The 21,148-nt window shown below is 69.0% G+C and carries 21 protein-coding genes; 17 read left to right on the top strand and 4 right to left on the bottom strand.

From position 1 onward, the window contains the following. The first annotated feature begins 97 nt into the window (after positions 1 to 97). Entirely contained in the window at positions 98 to 1,003 is a 906-nt protein-coding gene (locus E5206_RS02205; protein ID WP_136321060.1) for an HAD family hydrolase, read from the top strand. On the opposite strand, the gene E5206_RS02200 is transcribed toward E5206_RS02205, so the two are convergent. Together E5206_RS02200 and E5206_RS02195 are read right to left on the bottom strand one after the other, a co-directional pair. Then, entirely contained in the window at positions 1,000 to 1,599 is a 600-nt protein-coding gene (locus tag E5206_RS02200) for a MarR family transcriptional regulator (protein WP_136321059.1), read from the bottom strand. The genes E5206_RS02205 and E5206_RS02200 overlap by 4 nt on opposite strands. A 157-nt stretch (positions 1,600 to 1,756) precedes the next feature. Beyond that, positions 1,757 to 2,245 carry an inorganic diphosphatase gene (locus tag E5206_RS02195; protein WP_136321058.1) on the bottom strand — a complete coding sequence of 163 codons (489 nt, stop codon included), beginning with the start codon at positions 2,243 to 2,245 and terminating at the stop codon, positions 1,757 to 1,759. A gap of 141 nt (positions 2,246 to 2,386) precedes the next feature. Here E5206_RS02195 and dacB point away from each other — a divergent pair, with 141 nt between their 5' ends. The 15 genes from dacB to E5206_RS02120 all read left to right on the top strand — a co-directional run bounded on the left by dacB (position 2,387) and on the right by E5206_RS02120 (position 17,657). Beyond that, positions 2,387 to 3,877: a D-alanyl-D-alanine carboxypeptidase/D-alanyl-D-alanine-endopeptidase gene (dacB, locus tag E5206_RS02190; RefSeq protein WP_136321057.1), complete on the top strand. Its 1,491-nt coding sequence runs from the start codon at positions 2,387 to 2,389 to the stop codon at positions 3,875 to 3,877. Between the two features lie 84 nt (positions 3,878 to 3,961). Then, positions 3,962 to 5,080, top strand: a complete 1,119-nt coding sequence (locus E5206_RS02185) for a zinc-dependent metalloprotease (RefSeq protein ID WP_136321056.1) — start codon at positions 3,962 to 3,964, stop codon at positions 5,078 to 5,080. 128 nt (positions 5,081 to 5,208) lie between these two features. Continuing rightward, a complete protein-coding gene (gene tilS / locus E5206_RS02180) occupies positions 5,209 to 6,246 on the top strand; it encodes a tRNA lysidine(34) synthetase TilS (RefSeq protein ID WP_205759986.1) in 1,038 nt (345 codons plus the stop codon). A 29-nt stretch (positions 6,247 to 6,275) separates the two neighbouring features. Further along, positions 6,276 to 6,827, top strand: a complete 552-nt coding sequence (gene hpt, locus E5206_RS02175) for a hypoxanthine phosphoribosyltransferase (protein ID WP_136321055.1) — start codon at positions 6,276 to 6,278, stop codon at positions 6,825 to 6,827. Positions 6,828 to 7,049: 222 nt separating this feature from the next. Beyond that, the gene (gene ftsH / locus E5206_RS02170; RefSeq protein WP_136321054.1) at positions 7,050 to 9,116 is read left to right on the top strand and encodes an ATP-dependent zinc metalloprotease FtsH; all 2,067 of its coding nucleotides are present in this window, start codon (positions 7,050 to 7,052) and stop codon (positions 9,114 to 9,116) included. Positions 9,117 to 9,173: 57 nt separating this feature from the next. Continuing rightward, positions 9,174 to 9,767, top strand: coding sequence for a GTP cyclohydrolase I FolE (folE, locus tag E5206_RS02165; protein WP_136323916.1), 594 nt, complete (start codon positions 9,174 to 9,176; stop codon positions 9,765 to 9,767). An 11-nt stretch (positions 9,768 to 9,778) separates the two neighbouring features. After that, positions 9,779 to 10,726: a dihydropteroate synthase gene (gene folP / locus E5206_RS02160; protein ID WP_136321053.1), complete on the top strand. Its 948-nt coding sequence runs from the start codon at positions 9,779 to 9,781 to the stop codon at positions 10,724 to 10,726. Positions 10,727 to 10,739: 13 nt separating this feature from the next. After that, positions 10,740 to 11,108 carry a dihydroneopterin aldolase gene (gene folB / locus E5206_RS02155; protein WP_136321052.1) on the top strand — a complete coding sequence of 123 codons (369 nt, stop codon included), beginning with the start codon at positions 10,740 to 10,742 and terminating at the stop codon, positions 11,106 to 11,108. Then, a complete protein-coding gene (gene folK / locus E5206_RS02150) occupies positions 11,105 to 11,641 on the top strand; it encodes a 2-amino-4-hydroxy-6-hydroxymethyldihydropteridine diphosphokinase (protein WP_136321051.1) in 537 nt (178 codons plus the stop codon). The genes folB and folK overlap by 4 nt, the downstream gene beginning before the upstream one ends. Beyond that, positions 11,638 to 12,159 (top strand): DUF3180 domain-containing protein, encoded by a 522-nt coding sequence (locus tag E5206_RS02145; RefSeq protein WP_136321050.1) that lies wholly within the window; start codon positions 11,638 to 11,640, stop codon positions 12,157 to 12,159. The genes folK and E5206_RS02145 overlap by 4 nt, the downstream gene beginning before the upstream one ends. Then, positions 12,140 to 12,652 carry a PH domain-containing protein gene (locus tag E5206_RS02140; protein ID WP_136321049.1) on the top strand — a complete coding sequence of 171 codons (513 nt, stop codon included), beginning with the start codon at positions 12,140 to 12,142 and terminating at the stop codon, positions 12,650 to 12,652. The genes E5206_RS02145 and E5206_RS02140 overlap by 20 nt, the downstream gene beginning before the upstream one ends. 41 nt (positions 12,653 to 12,693) lie before the next feature. After that, on the top strand, positions 12,694 to 14,223 hold the full coding sequence (locus E5206_RS02135) for a PH domain-containing protein (protein WP_136321048.1): 1,530 nt from the start codon (positions 12,694 to 12,696) through the stop codon (positions 14,221 to 14,223). After that, on the top strand, positions 14,216 to 15,163 hold the full coding sequence (locus E5206_RS02130; RefSeq protein ID WP_240689891.1) for a DUF2520 domain-containing protein: 948 nt from the start codon (positions 14,216 to 14,218) through the stop codon (positions 15,161 to 15,163). The genes E5206_RS02135 and E5206_RS02130 overlap by 8 nt, the downstream gene beginning before the upstream one ends. 14 nt (positions 15,164 to 15,177) lie before the next feature. Then, positions 15,178 to 16,065 carry a pantoate--beta-alanine ligase gene (gene panC, locus E5206_RS02125; RefSeq protein ID WP_136321047.1) on the top strand — a complete coding sequence of 296 codons (888 nt, stop codon included), beginning with the start codon at positions 15,178 to 15,180 and terminating at the stop codon, positions 16,063 to 16,065. Positions 16,066 to 16,232: 167 nt separating this feature from the next. Then, positions 16,233 to 17,657 carry a DHA2 family efflux MFS transporter permease subunit gene (locus E5206_RS02120; protein ID WP_136321046.1) on the top strand — a complete coding sequence of 475 codons (1,425 nt, stop codon included), beginning with the start codon at positions 16,233 to 16,235 and terminating at the stop codon, positions 17,655 to 17,657. Between the two features lie 67 nt (positions 17,658 to 17,724). Here the strand turns inward: E5206_RS02120 and E5206_RS02115 are convergent, their stop codons facing one another. Beyond that, entirely contained in the window at positions 17,725 to 18,558 is an 834-nt protein-coding gene (locus E5206_RS02115) for an alpha/beta hydrolase (RefSeq protein ID WP_136321045.1), read from the bottom strand. A gap of 49 nt (positions 18,559 to 18,607) precedes the next feature. Continuing rightward, the gene (locus E5206_RS02110) at positions 18,608 to 19,537 is read right to left on the bottom strand and encodes an alpha/beta hydrolase (RefSeq protein WP_136321044.1); all 930 of its coding nucleotides are present in this window, start codon (positions 19,535 to 19,537) and stop codon (positions 18,608 to 18,610) included. Between the two features lie 77 nt (positions 19,538 to 19,614). Here E5206_RS02110 and lysS point away from each other — a divergent pair, with 77 nt between their 5' ends. Next, entirely contained in the window at positions 19,615 to 21,147 is a 1,533-nt protein-coding gene (gene lysS / locus E5206_RS02105) for a lysine--tRNA ligase (RefSeq protein WP_136321043.1), read from the top strand. Position 21,148 lies beyond the last annotated feature (1 nt).

Genomic DNA, 21,148 nt, shown 5'->3' with positions numbered 1-21,148 from the left:
CCCGCGGGCCCCAGGACACGGAAGTTTCACCCCACGTTCACGCCCTGCTGTGGCGTGCATCCTAGCGGCTCCCGGGGGTCTCTGTTCTACTTGTTGAATGACTACATTGACTGAAACCTCAGTCGCCGGCAACGATGACCAGCGCAACGATGACCAGCGAAACAACAAGCAGAACACCGACGGCGGGAAACTGATGATCGCCCTCGACGTCGACGGCACCCTCGTGGACCACGACGGCCACATGTCGGTCCCCGTCCGCGAAGCCGCCCAGGACGTTGTGGCCGCGGGCCATCACGTCATGATCGCGACGGGCCGCTCGCTCAAGGCCACGCTGCCCATCATCGAGCACATCGGCATTGAGAACGGCTATGCCGTGTGCTCCAACGGCGGCGTTACCCTGCGCCTCGATTCCAGCCTTTCCGAGGGCTACGAGGTGCTGCACAAGGCCACGTTTGATCCGGGGCCGGCCCTCCGCGCCCTGCGCAAGCGGCTGCCCTCGGCCAAGTACGCCCTGGAGGACGAGGACGGCAACTTCCTCTCCACGGAGCGCTTCCAGGACGCGAGCTTCGGCGTCGAGGCAATCGGCGTCGACTTCCAGACGATGCTGGAGGCCACCGCCGTGCGCGTTGTGGTGTTCAGTTCCGAAAACACCCCCGAGGAATTCACGAAGGCCATCCGCCACATCGGGCTGGCCGGCGTGACCTACTCGGTGGGCTGGACGGCATGGCTCGATATCGCCGCCGCGGGCGTCACCAAGGCCAGTGCCCTGGAGCATCTCCGCGGCAGGCTGAGCATCGAGGCCCACCGCACGGTCGCCGTCGGCGACGGCCGCAATGACATCGAGATGCTCACCTGGGCTGCCCGTGGCGTGGCCATGGGCCAGGCACCCGAGGAAGTCATCGCCGCCGCGGACGAGGTCACCCACTCGGTTTACGACGACGGCGCCGCCCACGTCCTGCGCAGTATCCTCCGCCCGGAGTCCGCGCTCAGGGAAAACAGCTAGCGGGCCTCGAGAATAAGACCCAGCAGCCGGGCCGCCGCGGGCCGCGCGGCGTGTTCCTCGTTCCACTGGGCCCGCGCAACGGCCTTGCTGACAGCCTGGGTGGTAATGCCGAGTTCTGCCGCGACGGCCTTCTGCTGTCCACGCACGCCAGGGGTCAGCAGATCCAGCACCCGCCATTCCGCGGGACTCCGGTCCAGCACAATATGGCCCAGCAGGCGCAGGACGGCCTCCGCTTCGGCGGCCAGTTCGGCCAGCGGGCCCTCCACTGCCACCGGGACACGGTCCTTGCCGTGGCGCAGCCGGTCCACGGCGCGCCGGGCATAGACCAGCCCGTGGCCGGAGGCGTCCTTGATCTGGTTCGGCAGGGGCTCATTGACCGGCCCGACGCCGATTCCGACGTACCAGCTGCCGCTGCGCAGGCCGATCATCGCCGCTTCCACGGCCTGGCGGGGGCAGTCCAGGATGCCCTGGACCTCGTCCTCCACGGAGCGGTCGAAATCGAGGCGCGCCGGAATATGCCGCAGGTCCTTGAGGAGCTGGGGCACACGATCGCCGTCGCGCCGGCTGTCGATTTGGTTGATGGTCAGCGTGAACATACTGCCTCAAACACTACCTGCTGTCCGGGTGGTTGCCAGGGCAAGGATCCGCAGCCGGACCCTCCCTTAAACCAGCCACGCGGGGTCACTTACGGCCCATTCCGGGTGTCCGGATGGGCCGTAAGTGACCCCGCGTTGGGGTGCAGGAGGGGAAGCGTCAGTGCGCGGCCGGCACGTAGCGTTTGATGGAAGCCTCAAGCTCGGCTTCGGCGGCGGCGCGGTCGCCCCAGCCCTCGGCCTTGACCCACTTGCCCGGCTCCAGGTCCTTGTAGCGGGTGAAGAAGTGCTCGATTTCCCTGATCAGGAACTCGCTGACATCGCTGATCTCGTTGATGTGGTCGAAGCGGGCATCGGCCGGGACGCACAGGACCTTGGCGTCTCCGCCGCCGTCGTCGGTCATGTTGAACACGCCGATGGGGCGGGCCTCAACGATCACGCCGGGGTGCAGATCGAAGTCCTGCAGGAGCACCAGCGCATCCAACGGGTCGCCGTCCTCACCAAGGGTGTTCTCGAAGAAACCGTAGTGTGTGGGGTACTGCATCGAGGTGAACAGGACGCGGTCCAGACGGATGCGGCCGGTCTCGTGGTCGACTTCGTACTTGACGCGTGATCCCTTGGGGATCTCGATGGTCACGTCATGCTTCATGGAATGCTCCTTGACGATTTCGGGGGTGCGCGGCACACAAAAAGGACTGCCGGTGCCGCCGACTACTATTGAGGATATAGCGAGAGGCCCAGGTTTCAGGAACTAGTGGGGACATTTCAGGACTAAAGGACCAGCAGCAGCATGAAACGCAGAGCCAGCCGCGCAGGCACGGACCCGGTGGCGGGCCTGCTGCGGGGCATCCTCCCGATGCTGTTCCTGACCCTCCTGGTGGTGGCGCTCGCGATCCCTGCCGGCCTGGCAATCGCGCCTGCCTTCCACCGTCCGGACAGCTCCGCGGCCGCCGCAGACACGCCCGCTCCCTGGCAGCAGGTCCCCACCCGCCTGAGTCCACCCGGCGGCACCGGCGCCGGGGCGGTCCAGCCGCTCAGCAGTTCCGCGCCCGTCCCTGGCCCCGGTGCCCTCGCCGCCCAGCTTAACGACGCCCTGAAAACCGACGGCGCCGGAGCCTTCACCGGTGTGGTGCAGGACGCCGCCACCGGAGCGCTGCTCTTTGACCGCGCAGGGGACGAGACCCGCGTACCGGCGTCCAACATGAAGCTCCTGACCGCGGTTTCGGCGCTGCGCGTCCTGGGCCCGGACCGGCGCTTCAGTACCAAGGTGGTGGCGGGGTCCGCTCCCGGCTCCGTGGTCCTCACCGGCGGAGGAGACGTCCTCCTGGGCGCCGGCGAGTCAGCCCCGGACGCAGTCCTCGGCCATGCCGGGCTCGCCACGCTCGCAAAGGCGACCGTCCAGGCCCTCCGGCACGACGGCGCGGCCGGCACCGTATCGGTGCAGCTGGATGACTCCCTCTTCACCGGGCCTTCCCTCAACCCGGCCTGGAGCCCCGATGACGTCGCGGCCGGGGAGACGGCCCCGCTGTTCCCTCTGGCCTTGAACTCGGCACGCTTCGACCCGGCCAGCACCACCGGCCCCCGACCCCAGGACGCCGCGATGGGCGCGGCCGAGGCGTTCTCCGCCCAGCTCGCAACCGCCGCCGCGGCGGCGGGACTGACGGTGGCGCCCGGCGTCGAACGGGTACCGGCGCCGGTACCGTCCGGCAACGCGCGGATCCTGGCGGAGGTCCAGTCCGCGACGGTAGGCCAGCAGGTGGACCTGCTGCTGCGGACCTCGGACAACTTCCTCGCCGAGGTGATGGGCCGGATGTCCGCCCTCGCCAGCGGCCGGCCCGGGAGCAACGACGGCGCCATCGCAACCGTCCTGCAGCAACTGGGGGAGCTGGGCATCCCCACGGAAACCCTCCATGCGGCCGACGTCTCCGGCCTCGCCCTGGCCAACCAGGTCTCCGCCCGCCAGCTCACCGAAGTGGTCCGCGCCATAACCTCCGGCCCGGACCCGCGGCTCCGCGCCGCCCTTGCCGGGTTCCCGGTGGCCGCCCTCACGGGAACGCTGGGGGACCGCTACACCGATGCGTCCACGGCACGCGGCGCGGGCCTGGTCCGCGCCAAGACGGGCACGCTGAACACCGTGATCGCGCTCAGCGGCTATGTCGTCGACGCCGACGGCCGGCTGCTCGTGTTCTCCTTCATCGGCAACGGGCTGACTCCGGGCGCCGCCAACAAGCCCGCCCTGGACCGGGCCGCGTCACTCCTGGCCGGCTGCGGCTGCCGCTGACGCGGCCTTCGCCGGTCAGCGGACTCGTTCGCCGGTCAGCGAACTTAAGGCGGAACGCCAGCCCGCTGTGATCTGATGGATCCTATGGAGTCCTCTGCACGCGAGACATCAGCCCAAGCCCAAAACCTCGTCAACTGGGAACTTGCCGCTGCGACGGCCGCCCGCCTGGCGCCTGCCGGGCCCACCCTGGGATCCGCCGAAATCGGTGCCGCGGTGGACAATCTGCGGCTCATGGCCGAGATCTCCGTGCCCCACGTCCACGACATCACCGGACTCGAGGCCGCTCGGGACCTGCGGGACTCCTCGGTCCTAGTGGTGGACCGGGCATCCTGGGCCAGGGCGAACACCCAGAGCTTCGCCGTCATGCTCCAGCCCGCGATGGAAAGGATGCTCGAGGGCCGCCGCGGCACCGTCAGTACAGGCGCGGCCAGCGTCAGCGGCGCCATCACCGGCGGGCAGCTCGGCGCGGTCCTGGCCTTCCTCTCCAGCAAGGTCCTGGGCCAGTACGATCCCTTCTCCGCGCTGGCCGAAAACTCCACGGCCCCCGCCGCCGGACGCCTGCTGCTCGTGGCCCCGAACATCATCTCCGTGGAACGCGACCTCAACGTAGAACCCGCTGATTTCCGGCTCTGGGTCTGCCTGCATGAACAAACCCACCGGGTGCAGTTCGCGGCCGCCCCGTGGCTGCGGCACCACATGCTGGACGAGATTGAGAACCTCAGCGGCCAGCTGCTGGGCAACGTCGATTCCCTCATGGAGCGGGCCTCGGCTGCGGCAAAGTCGCTCAAGGACCGGGCCGCGCCCGGTGCCGTCCCCGGCCGCGGCGCCATCCTTGACCTGCTGCAGAATCCGGAGGAAAAAGCCGCGCTCTCCCGCCTCACGGCCCTCATGAGCCTGCTCGAAGGTCACGCCAACGTGGTGATGGACGCCGTCGACGCCGGCATCGTCCCCTCGGTGAAGACCATCCGGCAGCGCTTCAACTCGCGCGGCAAGAACCACGGCGTGATCGAGAAGTTCATCCGCAACCTCCTGGGCCTCGATGCCAAGATGCGCCAGTACAGCGACGGCGCAAAGTTCGTCCGAGAGGTCGTCGCCGTGGCGGGGATGGAAGGCTTCAACAGGGTCTGGGACTCCGCGGCCCAGCTGCCAACCGAAACCGAGATCCACGATTCGAAGCTCTGGCTCGAACGGATGGGGCTCTAGTCCCGGTGCCTGCCAGCAAACCCCCCGCCGCACCTCCAGGCCCACCTCCCGCCGCCGGCGGCCCCGCCGTTCCCACCGGACGACGCAGGCCCGGCCGGCTCGCGCCCGTCGTCGGCACGGCGCGGAAAATGCTGCAGGACGCACTGGCCGCCGCCGGCTACCCGGAGCGTGTGCTCGTCGCCTGCAGCGGCGGCCCCGATTCGCTGGCCCTCGCGGCCGTCGCCGCCTACTTCGCCCGCCGCGGGCACGTGGACGGCCGCCCGGTGTCCGTTGGCGCCGTCGTCGTTGACCACCAGCTGCAGCCGGGCTCCGCCGCGGTGGCCGCCACCACGGCCCGGGTGCTCCGGGAACTGGGACTCGCACCCGTCGCGGTCCGGGCCGTCGAGGTCGCCGCCACCGGCATGGGCCCGGAAGCAGCTGCCCGGGACGCCCGCCATGCGGCGCTCGAAGGCATCGCCGACGAAACCGGCGCAGGGGCGATCCTGCTCGGGCACACCCTCGATGACCAGGCCGAACAGGTCCTCTTGGGGCTGGCGCGGGGTTCCGGGACCCGGTCCCTTGCCGGGATGCGTCCGGCCCGCGGCCGACTGCTCCGGCCCTTCCTCGGCCTGCGCCGGGACCAGACCCTGGAGATCTGCGCCGTGGAGGGCCTGGATCCCTGGCATGATCCCAGCAACGCCGATCCGGCCTTTGCCAGGTCCCGGACACGCGTCGAGGTGTTGCCGCTGCTCGAGAAAAAGCTCGGACCGGGAGTCGCCGAGTCGCTGGCCAGGACCGCCGCCATCCTGCAGCTCGACGCCGATTTCCTTGAGGACGTGGCGAACGACACCTTTGCCCGGCTGCGGGAGCAGTCCGGGGCTGAGATCAGCCTCCCCGAGGACGCCCTGCGCGAACTGGCCCCGGCCGTGAGGTTCCGGGTCATCGCCAAGGCGGCCGCCGCCGTCGGCGGTCAACAGCCCAGTTACCAGCGCCTGCTCGCCGCGGAAGCGCTGCTGCGCCGGCAGGGATCGGCCGGCCCGGTGGAGCTCCCCGGCGGGGTCAGCGTCTACCGGCTCTCGCTCGCGCGACTGCTCACGGCGGGGCAGTCCGACGCCGCCGGCGTGCCCCGGCAGGGCGCGCGCTGTGGGAAGCTTGTATTCCGGCCTCACAAACCGCCCCTTATCTAGTCGACCCCGCATCTACACAGGAGCCATTGGTGGATTCAAACGACGTCCAGGCAGACCTCAAGCACGTTCTGTACTCCAAGGAACAGATCCAGACCCGGATCACCGAACTCGCTGCCGAGATCGACAAGGACTATGAAGGCCGTGATCTGTTGATCGTCGGCGTGCTCAAGGGCGCCGTCATGGTCATGGCAGACCTGGCCCGGGCCCTGCACAGCCACGTCTCGATGGACTGGATGGCCGTCTCCTCCTACGGCTCCGGCACGCAGTCCTCCGGCGTCGTCCGCATCCTCAAGGACCTCGACACGGACCTGATGGGCAAGGACGTCCTGATCGTCGAGGACATCATCGACTCCGGCCTGACGCTGTCCTGGCTCAAGACCAACCTGGAATCACGCGGCACGGCCTCGGTCGAAATCTGCACCGCCTTCCGCAAGCCCACGGCCGCCAAGGTCAAGATCGACGTCAAGTACGTCGGCTACGACATCCCCAACGAGTTCGTCGTGGGTTACGGCCTGGACTACGCAGAGAAGTACCGCAACCTGGACTTCGTCGGCACCCTCGCACCGCACGTCTACGAGTAGCGGCGCGCCTGCCCCGGCCCGGTGATGCGCCATTCCTGTGACCCGGCTGGGTCTGTCCTGAGTCAAAACCGTCCCGGTCCGCTACGCCCAGAGGGAACTTTTGGACTTCACCGTGCGTGAGTTATTGCGACGGTGTATAGCTAGACACTGACGCAGCACCACACGCGCGCAGAACGGTCGCCGTGCAGCACTACCAGGAGGGACGGGGCCAGCCCCGAACAGATGAAAGCTAAGAGTTTCTTCAAGGGCCCGGGCATCTGGATTGTCGTCGTTGTCGGTATGCTGCTTCTGGCCTTTGCCACCCTGGCACCGGGCGGCTCAAACCGGATCGATACGGACAAGGGCCTTGGACTGCTGACCGCAGGCGGCAAGGTTGAACAGGCCAAGATTTTCGACGCCGAGAACCGTGTGGACCTGGTGCTCAAGGACAACCTTTCGGTCGACGGCCAGGACAAGGGCAAGAACGTCCAGTTCTATTACGTCAACGCCCGTGCCCAGGACGTCGTCAAGGCCGTCACGGATTCCAAGCCGCCGAGCGGCTTCACCGACCAGCCGGTCGAGAACAACTGGTTCTCCGGGCTGTTCTCGCTCCTGATCCCCGTGCTTCTGCTGGGCGTCCTCTTCTGGTTCCTGCTCTCCCGCATGCAGGGCGGCGGCTCCAAGGTCATGCAATTCGGTAAGTCCAAGGCCAAGCTGGTCAACAAGGACATGCCACAGGTCACCTTCAGTGACGTCGCCGGCGCCGACGAGGCCGTCGAAGAACTCGAAGAAATCAAGGAATTCCTCCAGGAGCCGGCCAAGTTCCAGGCCGTTGGCGCCAAGATCCCCAAGGGCGTGCTGCTCTACGGCCCTCCGGGCACCGGAAAGACCCTCCTGGCCCGCGCCGTTGCGGGTGAGGCCGGGGTGCCCTTCTTCTCCATCTCCGGTTCCGACTTCGTGGAAATGTTCGTCGGCGTCGGCGCCTCCCGCGTCCGCGACCTGTTCGAACAGGCCAAGGCGAACGCGCCGGCCATCATCTTCGTGGACGAGATCGACGCCGTCGGCCGCCACCGCGGTGCCGGCATCGGCGGCGGCAACGACGAACGCGAGCAGACCCTCAACCAGCTGCTGGTTGAAATGGACGGCTTCGACGTCAAGACCAACGTCATCCTGATCGCGGCCACCAACCGCCCCGACGTGCTCGACCCGGCCCTGCTGCGCCCGGGCCGCTTCGACCGCCAGATCTCCGTCGAGGCCCCCGACCTGATCGGCCGCGACCAGATCCTGAAGGTCCACGCGAAGGGAAAGCCGATGGCTCCGGGCGTGGACCTGCGGGCCGTGGCAAAGAAGACCCCCGGCTACACCGGCGCGGACCTGGCCAACGTGCTCAACGAGGCCGCCCTGCTGACCGCACGCTCCAACGCCAACCTGATCGACGACCGCGCCCTCGACGAGGCCATCGACCGGGTCATGGCCGGCCCGCAGAAGCGCAGCCGGGTCATGAAGGAACACGAGCGCAAGGTCACCGCCTACCACGAAGGCGGACACGCCCTCGTGGCGGCGGCCCTGCGGAACTCGGCGCCGGTCACCAAGATCACCATCCTGCCGCGTGGCCGCGCCCTGGGTTACACCATGGTGGTCCCGGAAAACGACAAGTACTCGGTCACCCGCAACGAGCTGCTCGACCAGATGGCGTACGCCATGGGCGGCCGCGTCGCGGAAGAGCTCGTCTTCCACGATCCGTCCACGGGCGCGTCCAACGACATCGAAAAGGCCACCGGGATCGCCCGGAAGATGGTCACCGAGTTCGGCATGAGTGAGCGCGTCGGGGCCGTGCGCCTCGGCCAGGGCGGCGGCGAGCCCTTCCTGGGCCGCGACGCCGGCCACGAGCGCAACTATTCGGACCAGATCGCCTACATCGTCGATGAGGAAGTCCGCCGCCTGATCGAAGGCGCCCACGACGAGGCTTACGCCATCCTGACCGAAAACCGCGACGTCCTGGACTCGCTGGCCCTTGAGCTGCTGGAACGCGAAACCCTGAACCAGGCCGAGATTGCCCAGGTCTTCACCAACATCCGCAAGCGCGATTTCCGTGAGATCTGGCTCTCCAAGGAGACCCGCCCGATCCAGGGTGCCGGTCCGGTGGAATCCCGGATGGAGAAGGCCGAGCGGGAAGCCCAGGAGGAAGCCACGCACGCCCGGCTCGAGGAACCGCTGGACACGTTCCCGCCGCACGCCCAGGGCGTCGCCAGCCAGGAGCCCTTCCAGGGCGGTGTCACGGATCTGGGGCCCGACGGCCATCCCGGCTAGGCTGTTTCCGTGACTTTCATCTTTGACGACGACAATATTCCTGCCACCGCCGCCCCGATGACGGGGGATGCGTCCACGCCCGTTTCGGCCGTGGACCGCCCCCGGATCGAGGCGGCGGTGCGGGAAATCCTGCTGGCCATCGGCGAGGACCCGGACCGCTCCGGACTCGTGGACACCCCGAAGCGGGTGGCCAAGGCCTACACCGAGATGTTCGCCGGCCTGCACCATGATCCGGCTGAAATCCTGGCCACCACCTTCGACCTCGACCATGAGGAACTGGTGCTGGTCAAGGACATTCCCTTCTACTCCACCTGCGAGCACCACCTCGTGCCGTTCCACGGGGTGGCGCACGTCGGCTACATCCCCTCGCACGACGGCAAGGTCACCGGCCTGAGCAAGCTGGCGCGGCTGGTGGACATGTTCGCCCGCCGCCCGCAGGTCCAGGAACGGCTGACCACCCAGATCGTCGAAGCCCTCGTCGCCCACCTCAAACCGCGCGGCGCGATCGTCGTCATCGAATGCGAACACCTCTGCATGTCCATGCGCGGCATCCGCAAGCCCGGTGCCAAGACCGTCACCAGCGCGGTACGCGGGCAACTGCATGACCCGGCCACCCGTGCCGAAGCCATGAGCCTCATCATCGGAAGGTAATACAACAGACAATGGACTCCCTCGCTGCAGCCCCTGGAACCGGGCCGGCAACCTCGCCCCTGCCCATCCTGCGCAAGCCCCGCCCGGTGGCGCGCTTCAAGGACCTGCCCACGGACCGGACCCTCGTGATGGGCATCCTGAACGTCACCCCGGACTCCTTCAGCGACGGCGGCAAGCACCCGACGGCGGATACCGCCATCGCCGCCGGGCTGCGGATGTTCTACGCGGGGGCCGACATCATCGACGTCGGCGGGGAGTCAACGCGCCCCGGCGCGGCCGAGGTCAGCGTCGAAGAGGAGAAGCGGCGCGTCCTGCCGGTCATCGAGGCGCTCGTGAAGGCCGGCGCCCTGGTCAGCATCGACACGACCCACGCGGCCACCGCGGCCGCCGCGCTCGAAGCCGGCGCTGCGGTCATCAACGACGTCTCCGGGCTGACCATGGAGCCGGAGATGGCCGAACTGGCTGCCCGCACCAAGGTCCCCTACATCCTGACGCACCGCCGCGGAAATGCGAGCACCATGGACTCGCTGACGGACTACCGGAACGTGGCGGAAGACGTCGCCGCGGAAATCGCCGGCGTCCGGGACAAGCTCTATGCCGCCGGCGTCGCCCCGGAGCAGATCATCGTGGATCCGGGCCTGGGCTTCGCCAAGACCGATGTGCAGAACTGGGAACTCCTGAAGCACCTGGACGTCCTTCAGGCCCTGGGCCACAAGGTCCTCGTGGCCGCCTCGCGCAAGCGCTTCCTTGGCACCCTCCTGACGGTGGCCGGCAAGGCCGCCCTGCCACCGGAACGCGATGCCGCCACCGCCGCCATCACCGCGATCAGCGCCTTCCGCGGCGCCTGGGCAGTCCGCGTGCACGACGTCGGCCCCAGCCTTGACGCTGTCAAGGTCGCCGCACACATGGCACCTTCAGCCCCCGCGGCGACTAAGCCGGCCGCCCCCGGCCATAACTGATCCGGCCGCCGCCATGGACCAGATCACGCTGAGCGGTGTCACCGCCGTCGGCCATCACGGGGTGTTCGACTTCGAACGCCGCAACGGACAGCCTTTCGTTGTTGACGCCGTGCTGCACCTCGATTTCGGCAAGGCCGCCGTCTCTGACGACGTCCTGGACACCGCGCACTACGGTGAAGTGGCCGACTGCATCCGGAGCTGGATCACGGGGGAGCCGCTGAACCTGATCGAGGCACTGGCCGTGCGGATCGCCGACGACGTGCTCGCGAAGTTCCCCGTCACCGCCGTGGACATCACCGTGCACAAACCCAAGGCGCCCATCGAGGTCGAATTCGCCGACGTCGCCGTCAGCGTGCACCGCGTGCAGCAGTCCCCGTCATGAGCCCCGCCTACACCCGCGCCGTGATAGCGCTCGGCAGCAACCTGGGGGAGCGTAACGACACCCTGACCGCCGCCGTCGCCGATCTCGTTGATCCGCCCGAGGTCCGGCTGCTGGCCATCTCGCCGATCGTCCAGACGAAGGCGGTGGGCGGCCCGCCGGACCAGCCGGACTTCCTGAACATGGTCATCGCCGTCGAGACCAGCCTCACCGCGGCGGAGCTGCTCAGCCACTGCCACGCCGTGGAGCAGCAGCACCTGAGGGTGCGTGGCGTCCGGTGGGGCCCGCGGACCCTGGACGTGGACATCATCACGTACGGGGACCTCGTAAGTTCGGACCCCGCGCTTACGCTGCCACATCCACGTGCCGCCGAGCGGGCCTTCGTGCTCTATCCGTGGTCGCTGATCGATCCCGCGGCCGAGCTGAACGGCGAGCCGGTCGGCGATCTCGCCGCCAAAGCCGCGGATTTCGCCGACCTGACGCCGTTCGACGGCTTCCAGCACGCCAGCGGCGTGGCAGGAGCGGAGCAGCCGTGAAGCTGACCAATCCCTGGCTCCTCGTGGTCATCTGCGTGGCCCTGGTCGGGGCAGGCTGGGCCGCAACCATAATGACCACCCGCTACGGCCTGGCGACGCCGGTGCTGCCGCTTACGGCGCTCATCACCATGGGCGTGATCCTGGTCCTGACCCTGGTGCTGGGCATCCGGGTGCTCCGCTGGCGCAACGGCAAGAAAAAGAAGATGCTCAACCCCATCCTGGCCGTCTGGACCCTCGTCCTGGCCCAGGCCTGCGCGTACACGGGAACCGTGTTGCTGGGCTGGCACGCCGGGATCTTCGCGGAGCAGCTGCGGCTCTGGAACCTGCGCAGCAACCAGGCCATCACCTGGCAGGCACTCGCCATGGCCGGCGGCGGGCTGGCCATGATCGTCGTCGGCCTCGTCGTGGAACGGTTCTGCCGGATTCCGCCCGAAGACGGCGACGCCGACTCGGCCCCCGGGCTGCAAGGAAAACGCAAGCCGACCGCGGAAGGCGAATATGCATACCGAGGCGATTGACCCGCCGGGAATCACCTGGCTGCGGGTCTCGCCCAGATACATCACGGTGCGCCTCGCGGGCTGGGCCCTCGGAAACCTCATCGCTGTCGCCGTGCTGTCGCTGCCGCTCGTGTTTGTCCTGGCCGGATCGTGGACGTGGCCCCCGCTGTGGCTGGCGGTTGCCGTGCCCGTTGCGATGCTGCTCCTGGCCCTCTGGCGGCTGGTGCTCATCCCGCGCCAGGTGCGTTCCATCGGTTACGCCGAGCGCGAGGACGACCTGCTCATCCGCCGCGGCATCTTTTTCCAGCGCACGCTTGTGGTCCCCTATGGCCGCATGCAGTACGTGGATATCGGTGCGGGGCCGGTGGAGCGCGGCCTGGGCCTGTGCACCGTGAAACTGCACACCGCCTCCGCCGGGACCACGGCCGGGATTCCTGGCCTGCCGGCCGCCGAGGGCGCGCGGCTCCGCGAGCAGCTGTCCGTCCGCGGCGAAGCCCGCCTGGCCGGGCTGTGACGGATCCGCAGTGACGGCCTGGCCATGAGGGACCTGTTGTGATGCCCGGCGGCAACGGGGTTGCCCCGCAGCTGTCCGACGGGGCCGGGACGGATCAAACGCCCGACGGCGGCTGGCGGCGGGTGCACCCGGCGTCGCCCTTCGTCCGGGGCTGGGTGGCGCTGGCCGCGATGGGATTCTTCTTCGGCCGCGACACCTTCGAGCGGCTCCTGCAGGGGGCTCCGCTGGTGGACGAGCGGCTCGCGGGCCGGGCGCCGTGGCTGCTGCTCGGCGGCGGGGCGGTGCTGCTGCTGACCGTGCTCGGCTACATCCTGAGCTGGTACTTCACCCGCTATCAGGTGGCGCAGGGCTACGTCCGCGTCAACACCGGTTTCCTCTTCAAGCAGCAGCGGCAGGCCCGGCTGGACCGGGTGCAGGCGATCGACGTCGTGCAGCCGCTGCTGGCCCGGATCTTCGGACTGGCCGAGCTCAGGTTTGAGGTAGCCGACGCCGGGGAGTCGGCCGTGCGGCTCGCATACCTCCGGATGGAGGAGGCGCGGCAGTTGCGTGCGACGATCCTGGCCCGCGCGGCCGGCGTCGCGCCGGATCCGGAGCGCCCCGGGGCAGCCGCCGCCGAGGCCCCCGAACAGGCGGTGCTGACCGTACCGCCGTCGCGCCTTGCCGGATCGCTGGTCCTGAGCGAGCAGAGCGTCGGTGTGGTGCTGGGCGCCGTTGCCTCCGTGGTGCTGTCCGCCGTCACCGAGAACCGCGGTTTCTACCTCTACCTGATCCCGGCGGCGCTGGGCCTGGTGGCCGCCTACTGGTCGATGTTCAGCAAGGGCTACAACTTCACCGCCGCCGTGTCCCCGGACGGCATCAGGCTGCGTTACGGGCTGCTGGACACCCGGGCGCAGACGCTGCCGCCGGGCAGGATCCAGGCGCTGCGGGTCAGCCAGCCGCCGCTGTGGCGGATCTTCGGCTGGTACCGGATGCAGGTCAACGTGGCCGGCTACGGGGCCGCGGGAAACAGCGGGGAGGGCTCGGCCCGGACAACGCTCCTGCCCGTCGGGACCGTGGCCGACGTGCTGTCGATGCTCTCCCTGGTCCTGCCCGATCCCGGGACCCCGGACCCGGTGCGGGTCTTCACCGCGGGCCTCACCGGGTTGGCGGACCGGACACGCGCGGCTAGGCGGGACGCCGACGCCGGGTTCATTACGACGCCGCGCCGCGCCCGCCTGCTCGCGCCGCTGGGCTGGCGCCGCAACGGCTTCACCGCCACGGACACCGCCCTGCTGATCCGCTCGGGACGCTGGTGGCGGCACCTGGTGGTGGTGCCGCATCAGCGTACGCAGTCGATCGCGCTCGAACAGGGTCCGCTGGCCCGGCGCTTCAGGGTGGTTGACCTGGTCCTGCACACCACGGCCGGGCCGGTGTCCCCGAGGCTCGTCCAGGCCGGCCTGGACGAAGGCCGGGCACTGTTCGAGGCGCAGTCCGTCCGCGCCCGCGCCGCCCGGAAACTCCAGAGGAGTGAACACTGGCTGGCGCAGGCGCGGCCGGCTCCCAAGCAACAGGAAGGCCCGCAACATGGCTAAGCCAGGACGCCTCGGCGTCGGAATCATCGGTGCCGGCAAGGTCGGCGCCGTGCTCGGTGCGGCCCTGCGCGGCGCCGAGCACGCCATCATCGGGGTGTCCGCCGTCTCCGAGGCCAGCCTCGAACGCGCCGCAACCCTGCTCCCCGGGGTGCCCGTCCTCGCGGTGCAGGACATCGTGGAACGCGCCGAACTGGTACTGCTGGCGGTCCCGGATGACGCCCTTGGCCCGCTCGTGGAAGGCCTTGCCAAGCTCGGCGCCTGGCAGCCCGGCCAGCTCGTGGCGCACACCTCCGGCCGTTTCGGGGTCGGCATCCTGCATCCGGTCCGCGCCGCCGGTGCGGTGCCGCTGGCACTGCACCCGGCGATGACCTTCACCGGCATGAGCCTGGACCTCACCCGGCTGCTGGACTGTACCTTCGGTGTCACGGCGGACCCTGCGATGCTGCCGATCGCCCAGGCGCTTGTGGTGGAAATGGGCGCCGAGCCTGTGGCGATCGCCGAGGGCGATCGCGTGCTCTACCACGCGGCCCTCGCGCACGGCTCGAACCACCTGGTCACCCTCGTGGCGCAGGCCTCGCAGCTCCTCCGGGAGGTCGGCGTCGACGCCCCGGAGCGGATGCTGGGGCCGCTGCTGCGGGCCACCCTGGAAAACGCCCTCGCCTCGGGGGAATCGGCACTGACCGGGCCGGTGGCACGCGGGGACGCGGGCACCGTGGCGGCGCACGCGGAGGCCCTCCGCGAGCACGACGGCGGTTCCGGCGGGGATATTCTGGAGGCGTACCTGGCCATGGCCCGTGCGACGGCCCGCCGGGCAGGAAGCCGGGGACTGCTGCGGCCGGAACAACTTGACGGCATCAGGCAGGCGCTTGACACCGCAGGCCAAGAGCCGGGCGGTGACGTCGACGGCGGCGACCCCGACGCTGAAGCGGCGCAACCCTAAGGAAGGACCCTGACATGGCAATCCAACTCGTGACGACGGCGGCCGAATTGCGCGCCCAAAGCACCCGGCTGCTCTCGCGGAAGCGCGGCGCGTCCCAGGGCCTGGTCCCCACCATGGGCGCCCTGCACGAGGGGCATGCCCAGCTGGCGCGCACCGCCGTCGGCCAGAACGACGTCGTGGTGGCGAGCATCTTCGTCAACCCGCTGCAGTTCGGCGAGGCCGCGGACCTGGACCGTTACCCCCGCACCCTGGATGCGGACCTGGCCCTGCTGGAGGCCGAGGGCGTGGACCTGGCGTTCGCACCTTCGGTGGATGAGGTCTACCCCGGCGGAGAGCCGCTGGTGCGGATCACCGCGGGGCCGATGGGGGAGAAGTGGGAGGGCACCTCCCGTCCCGGACACTTCGACGGCGCCCTGACCGTTGTGGCAAAGCTGCTGCACTATGGGATGCCCGGGGCGGGCCTCTCCGCGTACCGGGCCTATTTCGGCCAGAAGGATGCGCAGCAGCTGGCCCTGGTCAGGCGCATGGTCGAAGACCTGAACTTCCCGGTGGAGATCGTGGCCGTGCCGATCGTGCGCTCCGCGGACGGCCTCGCGCTGTCCAGCCGCAACCGATTCCTGTCCGGGACGGAGCGTGAGGCGGCGCTCGTGCTGTCCCGGGCCCTGCGGCTGATCGAGGAACGGGCCAAGGCCCATGAGCCGCTGGACCTGGAATCTGCGCGGGCGCTGGTGGAATCGCAGCCGCTCGTGGGGCTGGACTATTTCGAGGTCGTGGATCCGCGCACCCTCGAACCGCTCGCCGAGAACTGCAAGGACACCCCGTTCCGCGGCGAGGGACTGGCCATCATCGCAGCCAAGGTCGGCCCGGTGCGGCTGATCGACAACGTGCCGCTGGACTCCTGAACTAAAGGCAACGCGGGGTCACCTGGCGCCCATCCGGTGGCTCTCCATGGGCCGTGTCTGACCCCGCGTTGCCTTCAGACGGGAATGCGGCCGGGGCTTAGGCTGTTTGAACCTGCAGCAGCGCCGACGCTCGCCGGACCCACACCCAACTCCCTGAGGGAATACCCATGTCGACAGACGTCACCACCAACGCCGCCCCGGCGAAGATCTCCCGGGAATCCGTCACGATCATCGTCACGTTGTTGGTGGCCACGTTCGTCGTGATCCTCAACGAGACCATCATGAACGTGGCCCTGCAGCGGCTGATGGTGGACCTGGACATCGATGCGCCCACCGTGCAGTGGCTGTCCACGGGCTTCATGCTGACGATGGCCGTCGTGATTCCCACCACCGGGTTCATCCTGCAGCGTCTCTCCACCCGTGCCGTGTTCATGCTCGCGATGGGCCTGTTCTCCGGCGGCACGCTGCTGGCTGCCCTGGCGCCGGGCTTCGAAGTCCTGCTGCTGGCCCGCATCGTCCAGGCCTGCGGCACGGCGATCATGCTTCCACTCCTGATGACCACCATCCTCACGCTCGTGCCGGTGGAGCGCCGCGGCGCCGTGATGGGCAACGTGAGCATCGCCATCTCGGTCGCGCCGGCGATGGGCCCCACGGTTTCCGGCCTGATCCTGGAGCACTTTTCCTGGCGCTTTATGTTCGTCTTTGTCCTGCCGATCGCCCTCGCCGCGTTTGCCATCGGCGCCAGGTTCCTGAGGAACGTCGGCGAAACGGAGAAGACCCGGCTGGATGCCCTGTCCGTCGTGCTGACGGTGCCTGCCTTTGGTGGGCTCGTGTACGGGCTGAGCCAGATCGGCGGCGGCAGCGCAGGATCCGGCAGCCCTGCCGTCATTGCGCTCGCCGTCGGCGTCGTGGCAATGCTGGCTTTCGTGCTTCGCCAGCTGAGGCTGCAGAGGTCCGACGCGCCGCTGCTGGACCTGCGTGCGTTCAACTTCCGGATGTTCACCGTGTCCGTGCTGCTGCTGGTGGTGGCCATGATCGCCCTGTTCGGCGTGGTGATCCTGCTGCCGCTGTACCTGCAGGAAATCCGCGGGCTGAAGTCGCTGGAGACGGGCCTTGCCCTGTTGCCCGGGGGCCTCGCGATGGGCCTGCTGGGTCCGTTCATCGGCCGGCTCTTCGACAAGGTCGGGCCGCTGCCCCTGACGGTCACCGGCTCGGTCCTGATGGTGCTGGCCCTGTGGCAGTTCTCCATGCTCGATGCGGGCACGCCTGTCTGGTGGATCATTGCGTTGCATGTGGCCCTGAGCCTGGGCCTGGCACTCCTGTTCACGCCGGCCTTCACCACCGGGCTGAACCCGCTGCCGCCGCACCTCTACTCCCACGGTTCGGCGATCATGAGCACACTGCAGCAGGTGGCCGGCGCCGCCGGTACGGCGCTCCTGGTTTCGATCTACGCCGTTGTATCCGCCGCCGCGGGAATCGTCGCCGGCATGCACGCCGCGTTCCTGACGGCGGCAGTCATTGCCCTCGCCGCCGTCGTGCTGTCCGTCATGATGCGCAAGACCGCCGGGGCCGAACAGCCGGCCGCCAAATAACGCAACGCGGGGTCACGTAGCGCCGGTGCCGCCGGGCAACATGGGCCGCATCTGACCCCGCGTTGCCTTAGCCGGCGAAGAAGGCGCTCAGCTCGGAGATCAGCCGGTCCGGGGCCTTGTTGACGCCGTCGTGCCCCATGCCCGGCAGGATCGTGTAGCTCGAGCCGGAAAGCACATCGTGGATCTGGGCGCAGGCCACGCCAAAGTACGCGGGGCTCTTCTCGCCCACAATGATGAGCGTTTCCAGGGGCAGTTCCAGGAACGGCTCGGCCGGCATGTCGGCGGCGATGATGGCCTTGATCTCGCGGACGCCGGTCTGCATGAGCTCGCGCAACTGCTTGCCGAGCGGCGTGCCGGACGCCAGCTTGTTGGCCAGGGTCAGCATGGACAGCGGCATTCGGGACAGGGCGCTGCCGGTTTCGAGGCCCTTGACCAGCACCGCGAGGGCGCGGTCGTCGTCGCCGGCCGCCGTCGCGCGCTCATATTCCGCGGTCCAGTCGGCGGTGACGCTGTGGTTCACCGAGACGGCCGGGTCGTAGACGGCCAGCCGTTCCACCGGCAGGGTGCGGGCCGCGTGCAGGGCCACCGCGCCGCCGAAACTGTGTCCGAAGACATCGGTGCTGGAGGTGTGTTTCATCACCGCGTGGAGGTCGCGGATGTCCACGTCCAGGGTGTAGTCCTCCGGCTGCGGGGAGGAGGAGCCGCGTCCGCGCCGGTTGAAGGTGTGCACGGGCCTGCCGAGCGAGGCGCTCAGCTTCTGCGCGAAGCGCGTGTAATCGGCGGCTGTCACCATGGAGGCCGGAACGACGACGACGCCCGAGCCTGCCGAGGCCAGCTCGGCACCCGTGCTGAAAAGCTCAATCGTTCCGCCGTCGGGGGTTCTGATGTTCTCGCGGGTCATGGTCCGAGCCTAGCCGAGGCATCCGTAAGCGCGCAGCCCGCCGGCCTCCTTATGGGCCCGGGCGGAAGCGCCGCCGGCGTCCGGGGAGCGGGCCGGCGCTGCCGGGTGCGCCAAGGAGGAACCTCGCCGTGGTCAGGGCGAGCCGGTTGCCGGGACGGATGGGGCCCTCGTGCAGCTGCCCCGGAACCAACGCGAATTCGATGGCCGGGACCGCCGCCGCGAGCTGCCGCGCGGTCTCGGCGAAGTACGCGGGACTCCAGCCGCCGCTGAGCATCAGCGTGGGAGTGGTGACGGCGCTGAAGTCTGCCAGCTCCGCGTCGGCGTCGAGCACGGCACGCATCTCCGCGACGGCGGTGGGCAGCAGTTCGCGCATTTCGGCACCCAGGCTGGTCCGGGCGGAGAGGATGCTGAGCATGCGCAGCGCGCCGAGCGGCAGTTTGGATACCGGCCCCGCTGTTTCCAGCCCTTGGACCAGATGCGCCCAGGCGTCATCGAGCTGCCCGGCCGCCACCGAACGCTCCAGCTCGGGGCGCCAGCGCCGGTTGAGGTTTCCGGACAGGGACACCGCCGCGTCATAGGTCACCATCCGGCGGATGGGGACGGCCAGCGCCGTCTGCATGGCCACGAAGCCGCCGTAGCTGTGCGCCACGACGTCGGTCGAACCGGTCTCGCGCAGCACAGTGGCCAGGTCGGCGGTTTCCGTCGCGGCGGAGTAGCCCGGCGGCTGGGGCGAGGATCCGGCGCGCCCGCGCCGGTTGTAGCAGTGCACCGGCCGCCCCAGCAGGCGGCCGAGCTTCCGGGCGAAGGGCCGGTAGAGCGCGTCGGTGACCAGCGTCCCGTGAACCACGACGACGCCGGCACCCTCCGGGGCCCCCGCGCCGCCGGGCGCTGCCGGCGCCATGCCCGCGGCGGCCGGGCGGAACGTGTGCACCTCCAGGTGCCCGCCGCCGTCGTCAGTGCCCACCGTCCAGGTCTCCACAGCCCTGAGTCTATTCCCGAACGCCTTCCCGGCTGCGGGAACCGGTGCGGGCGGAACTCCCGGTAAACTTGGGGATTGTGACTTCCCAAAACACCCCCGCCCCGATCACCGCCGCCGAACCAGCCGACGCCAGCGAACAGATGCGCATCCGGATGGAGAAGCGTGCCAAGCTGATCGAGCGCGGCATCGAGGCGTATCCGGTGGGTGTCGAGCGCACCCATTCGCTGGGTGAAATCCGCGAAAAGTACGCCCACCTTCAGGCCGACGAGACCACCGGCGAGATCGTCGGCGTGACCGGCCGCATCGTGTTCATCCGGAACACCGGAAAGCTGTGCTTCGTCACCCTCCAGGAGGGCGGCGCGGAGGGCAAGGCGGTCCGGTTGCAGGCCATGCTGAGCCTGGCCAACATCGGCGAGGAAGCCCTCGCGGACTGGAAGTCCCTCGTGGACCTGGGCGACCACGTCTTCATCAAGGGCGAGGTCATCTCCTCCCGGCGCGGCGAACTTTCCGTGATGGCCGAATCCTGGGCCATGGCGTCGAAGGCACTGCGCCCCATGCCCGTGCTGTACGCCGAACTTAATGAGGAAACCCGCGTCCGCCAGCGCTACGTTGACCTCATGGTCCGCGATGAGGCCCGCGAAATGGTCTACACCCGGGCGGCGATCACCCGCTCCATCCGCGAGACCCTGCACCGCCAGGGCTACGTCGAGGTGGAAACGCCGATGCTGCAGCTGGTCCACGGCGGCGCCACGGCCCGCCCGTTCGAGACCCACATGAACGCGTTCGACCAGAAGATGACGCTGCGCATCGCCACGGAGCTGTATCTCAAGCGCACCGTGGTCGGCGGGATCGACCGGGTCTATGACATGGGCCGCGTGTTCCGCAACGAGGGCGTCGACTCCACCCACAGCCCCGAGTTCACCACCCTGGAAAGCTACGAGGCCTGGGCCGACCAGTTCGTTATGGCGGACCGGATCAAGGAGATCATCCTTGATGCCGCCGACGCAGCCGGCGTGGGCCGCGTCCTGCAGACCGAGGCCGGGGAGATCAACCTCGACGGCGACTGGGCCTGGATGGCGGTCTACCCCGGCTTGTCCGAAACCGTGGGCCGGGAGATCACTCCGGACACCCCCGCCGCGGAGTTGTTGGAACTGGCCGCCACGCACGAAGTCAAGGTCGATGCCAACTGGGATGCCGAGAAGCTCGTCGTCGAGCTCTTCGGTGAACTCGTGGAGCCGACGCTGCTGAACCCCACCTTCGTCTACGACTACCCGCCGTCCGCGCAGCCGCTGGCCCGCCAGCACCGCGAGGATGACCGGCTGATCGAAGCCTGGGACCTGATCATCGGCGGCATGGAACGCGGCACGGCCTTCTCCGAACTGATTGATCCTGTGATCCAGCGCGAACGCCTCACCGAGCAGTCCCGACGCTCCGCCGCGGGCGATGTCGAGGCCATGCAGCTGGACGAGGACTTTCTCCGTGCCCTGGAATACGGCGCCCCGCCGATGGGCGGCATCGGCCTTGGCATCGACAGGCTGGTGATGCTGTTCACCGGCGCCGGAATCCGCGAGACCATCCTGTTCCCCCTGCTGAAGCCCGAAGGACACTGAG

Source organism: Arthrobacter sp. PAMC25564, assembly GCF_004798705.1.
Classification (GTDB): Bacteria; Actinomycetota; Actinomycetes; order Actinomycetales; family Micrococcaceae; genus Arthrobacter.
Note: the sequence above shows the minus strand (reverse complement) of the source record. Positions and strands in the feature narration are given on the sequence as shown.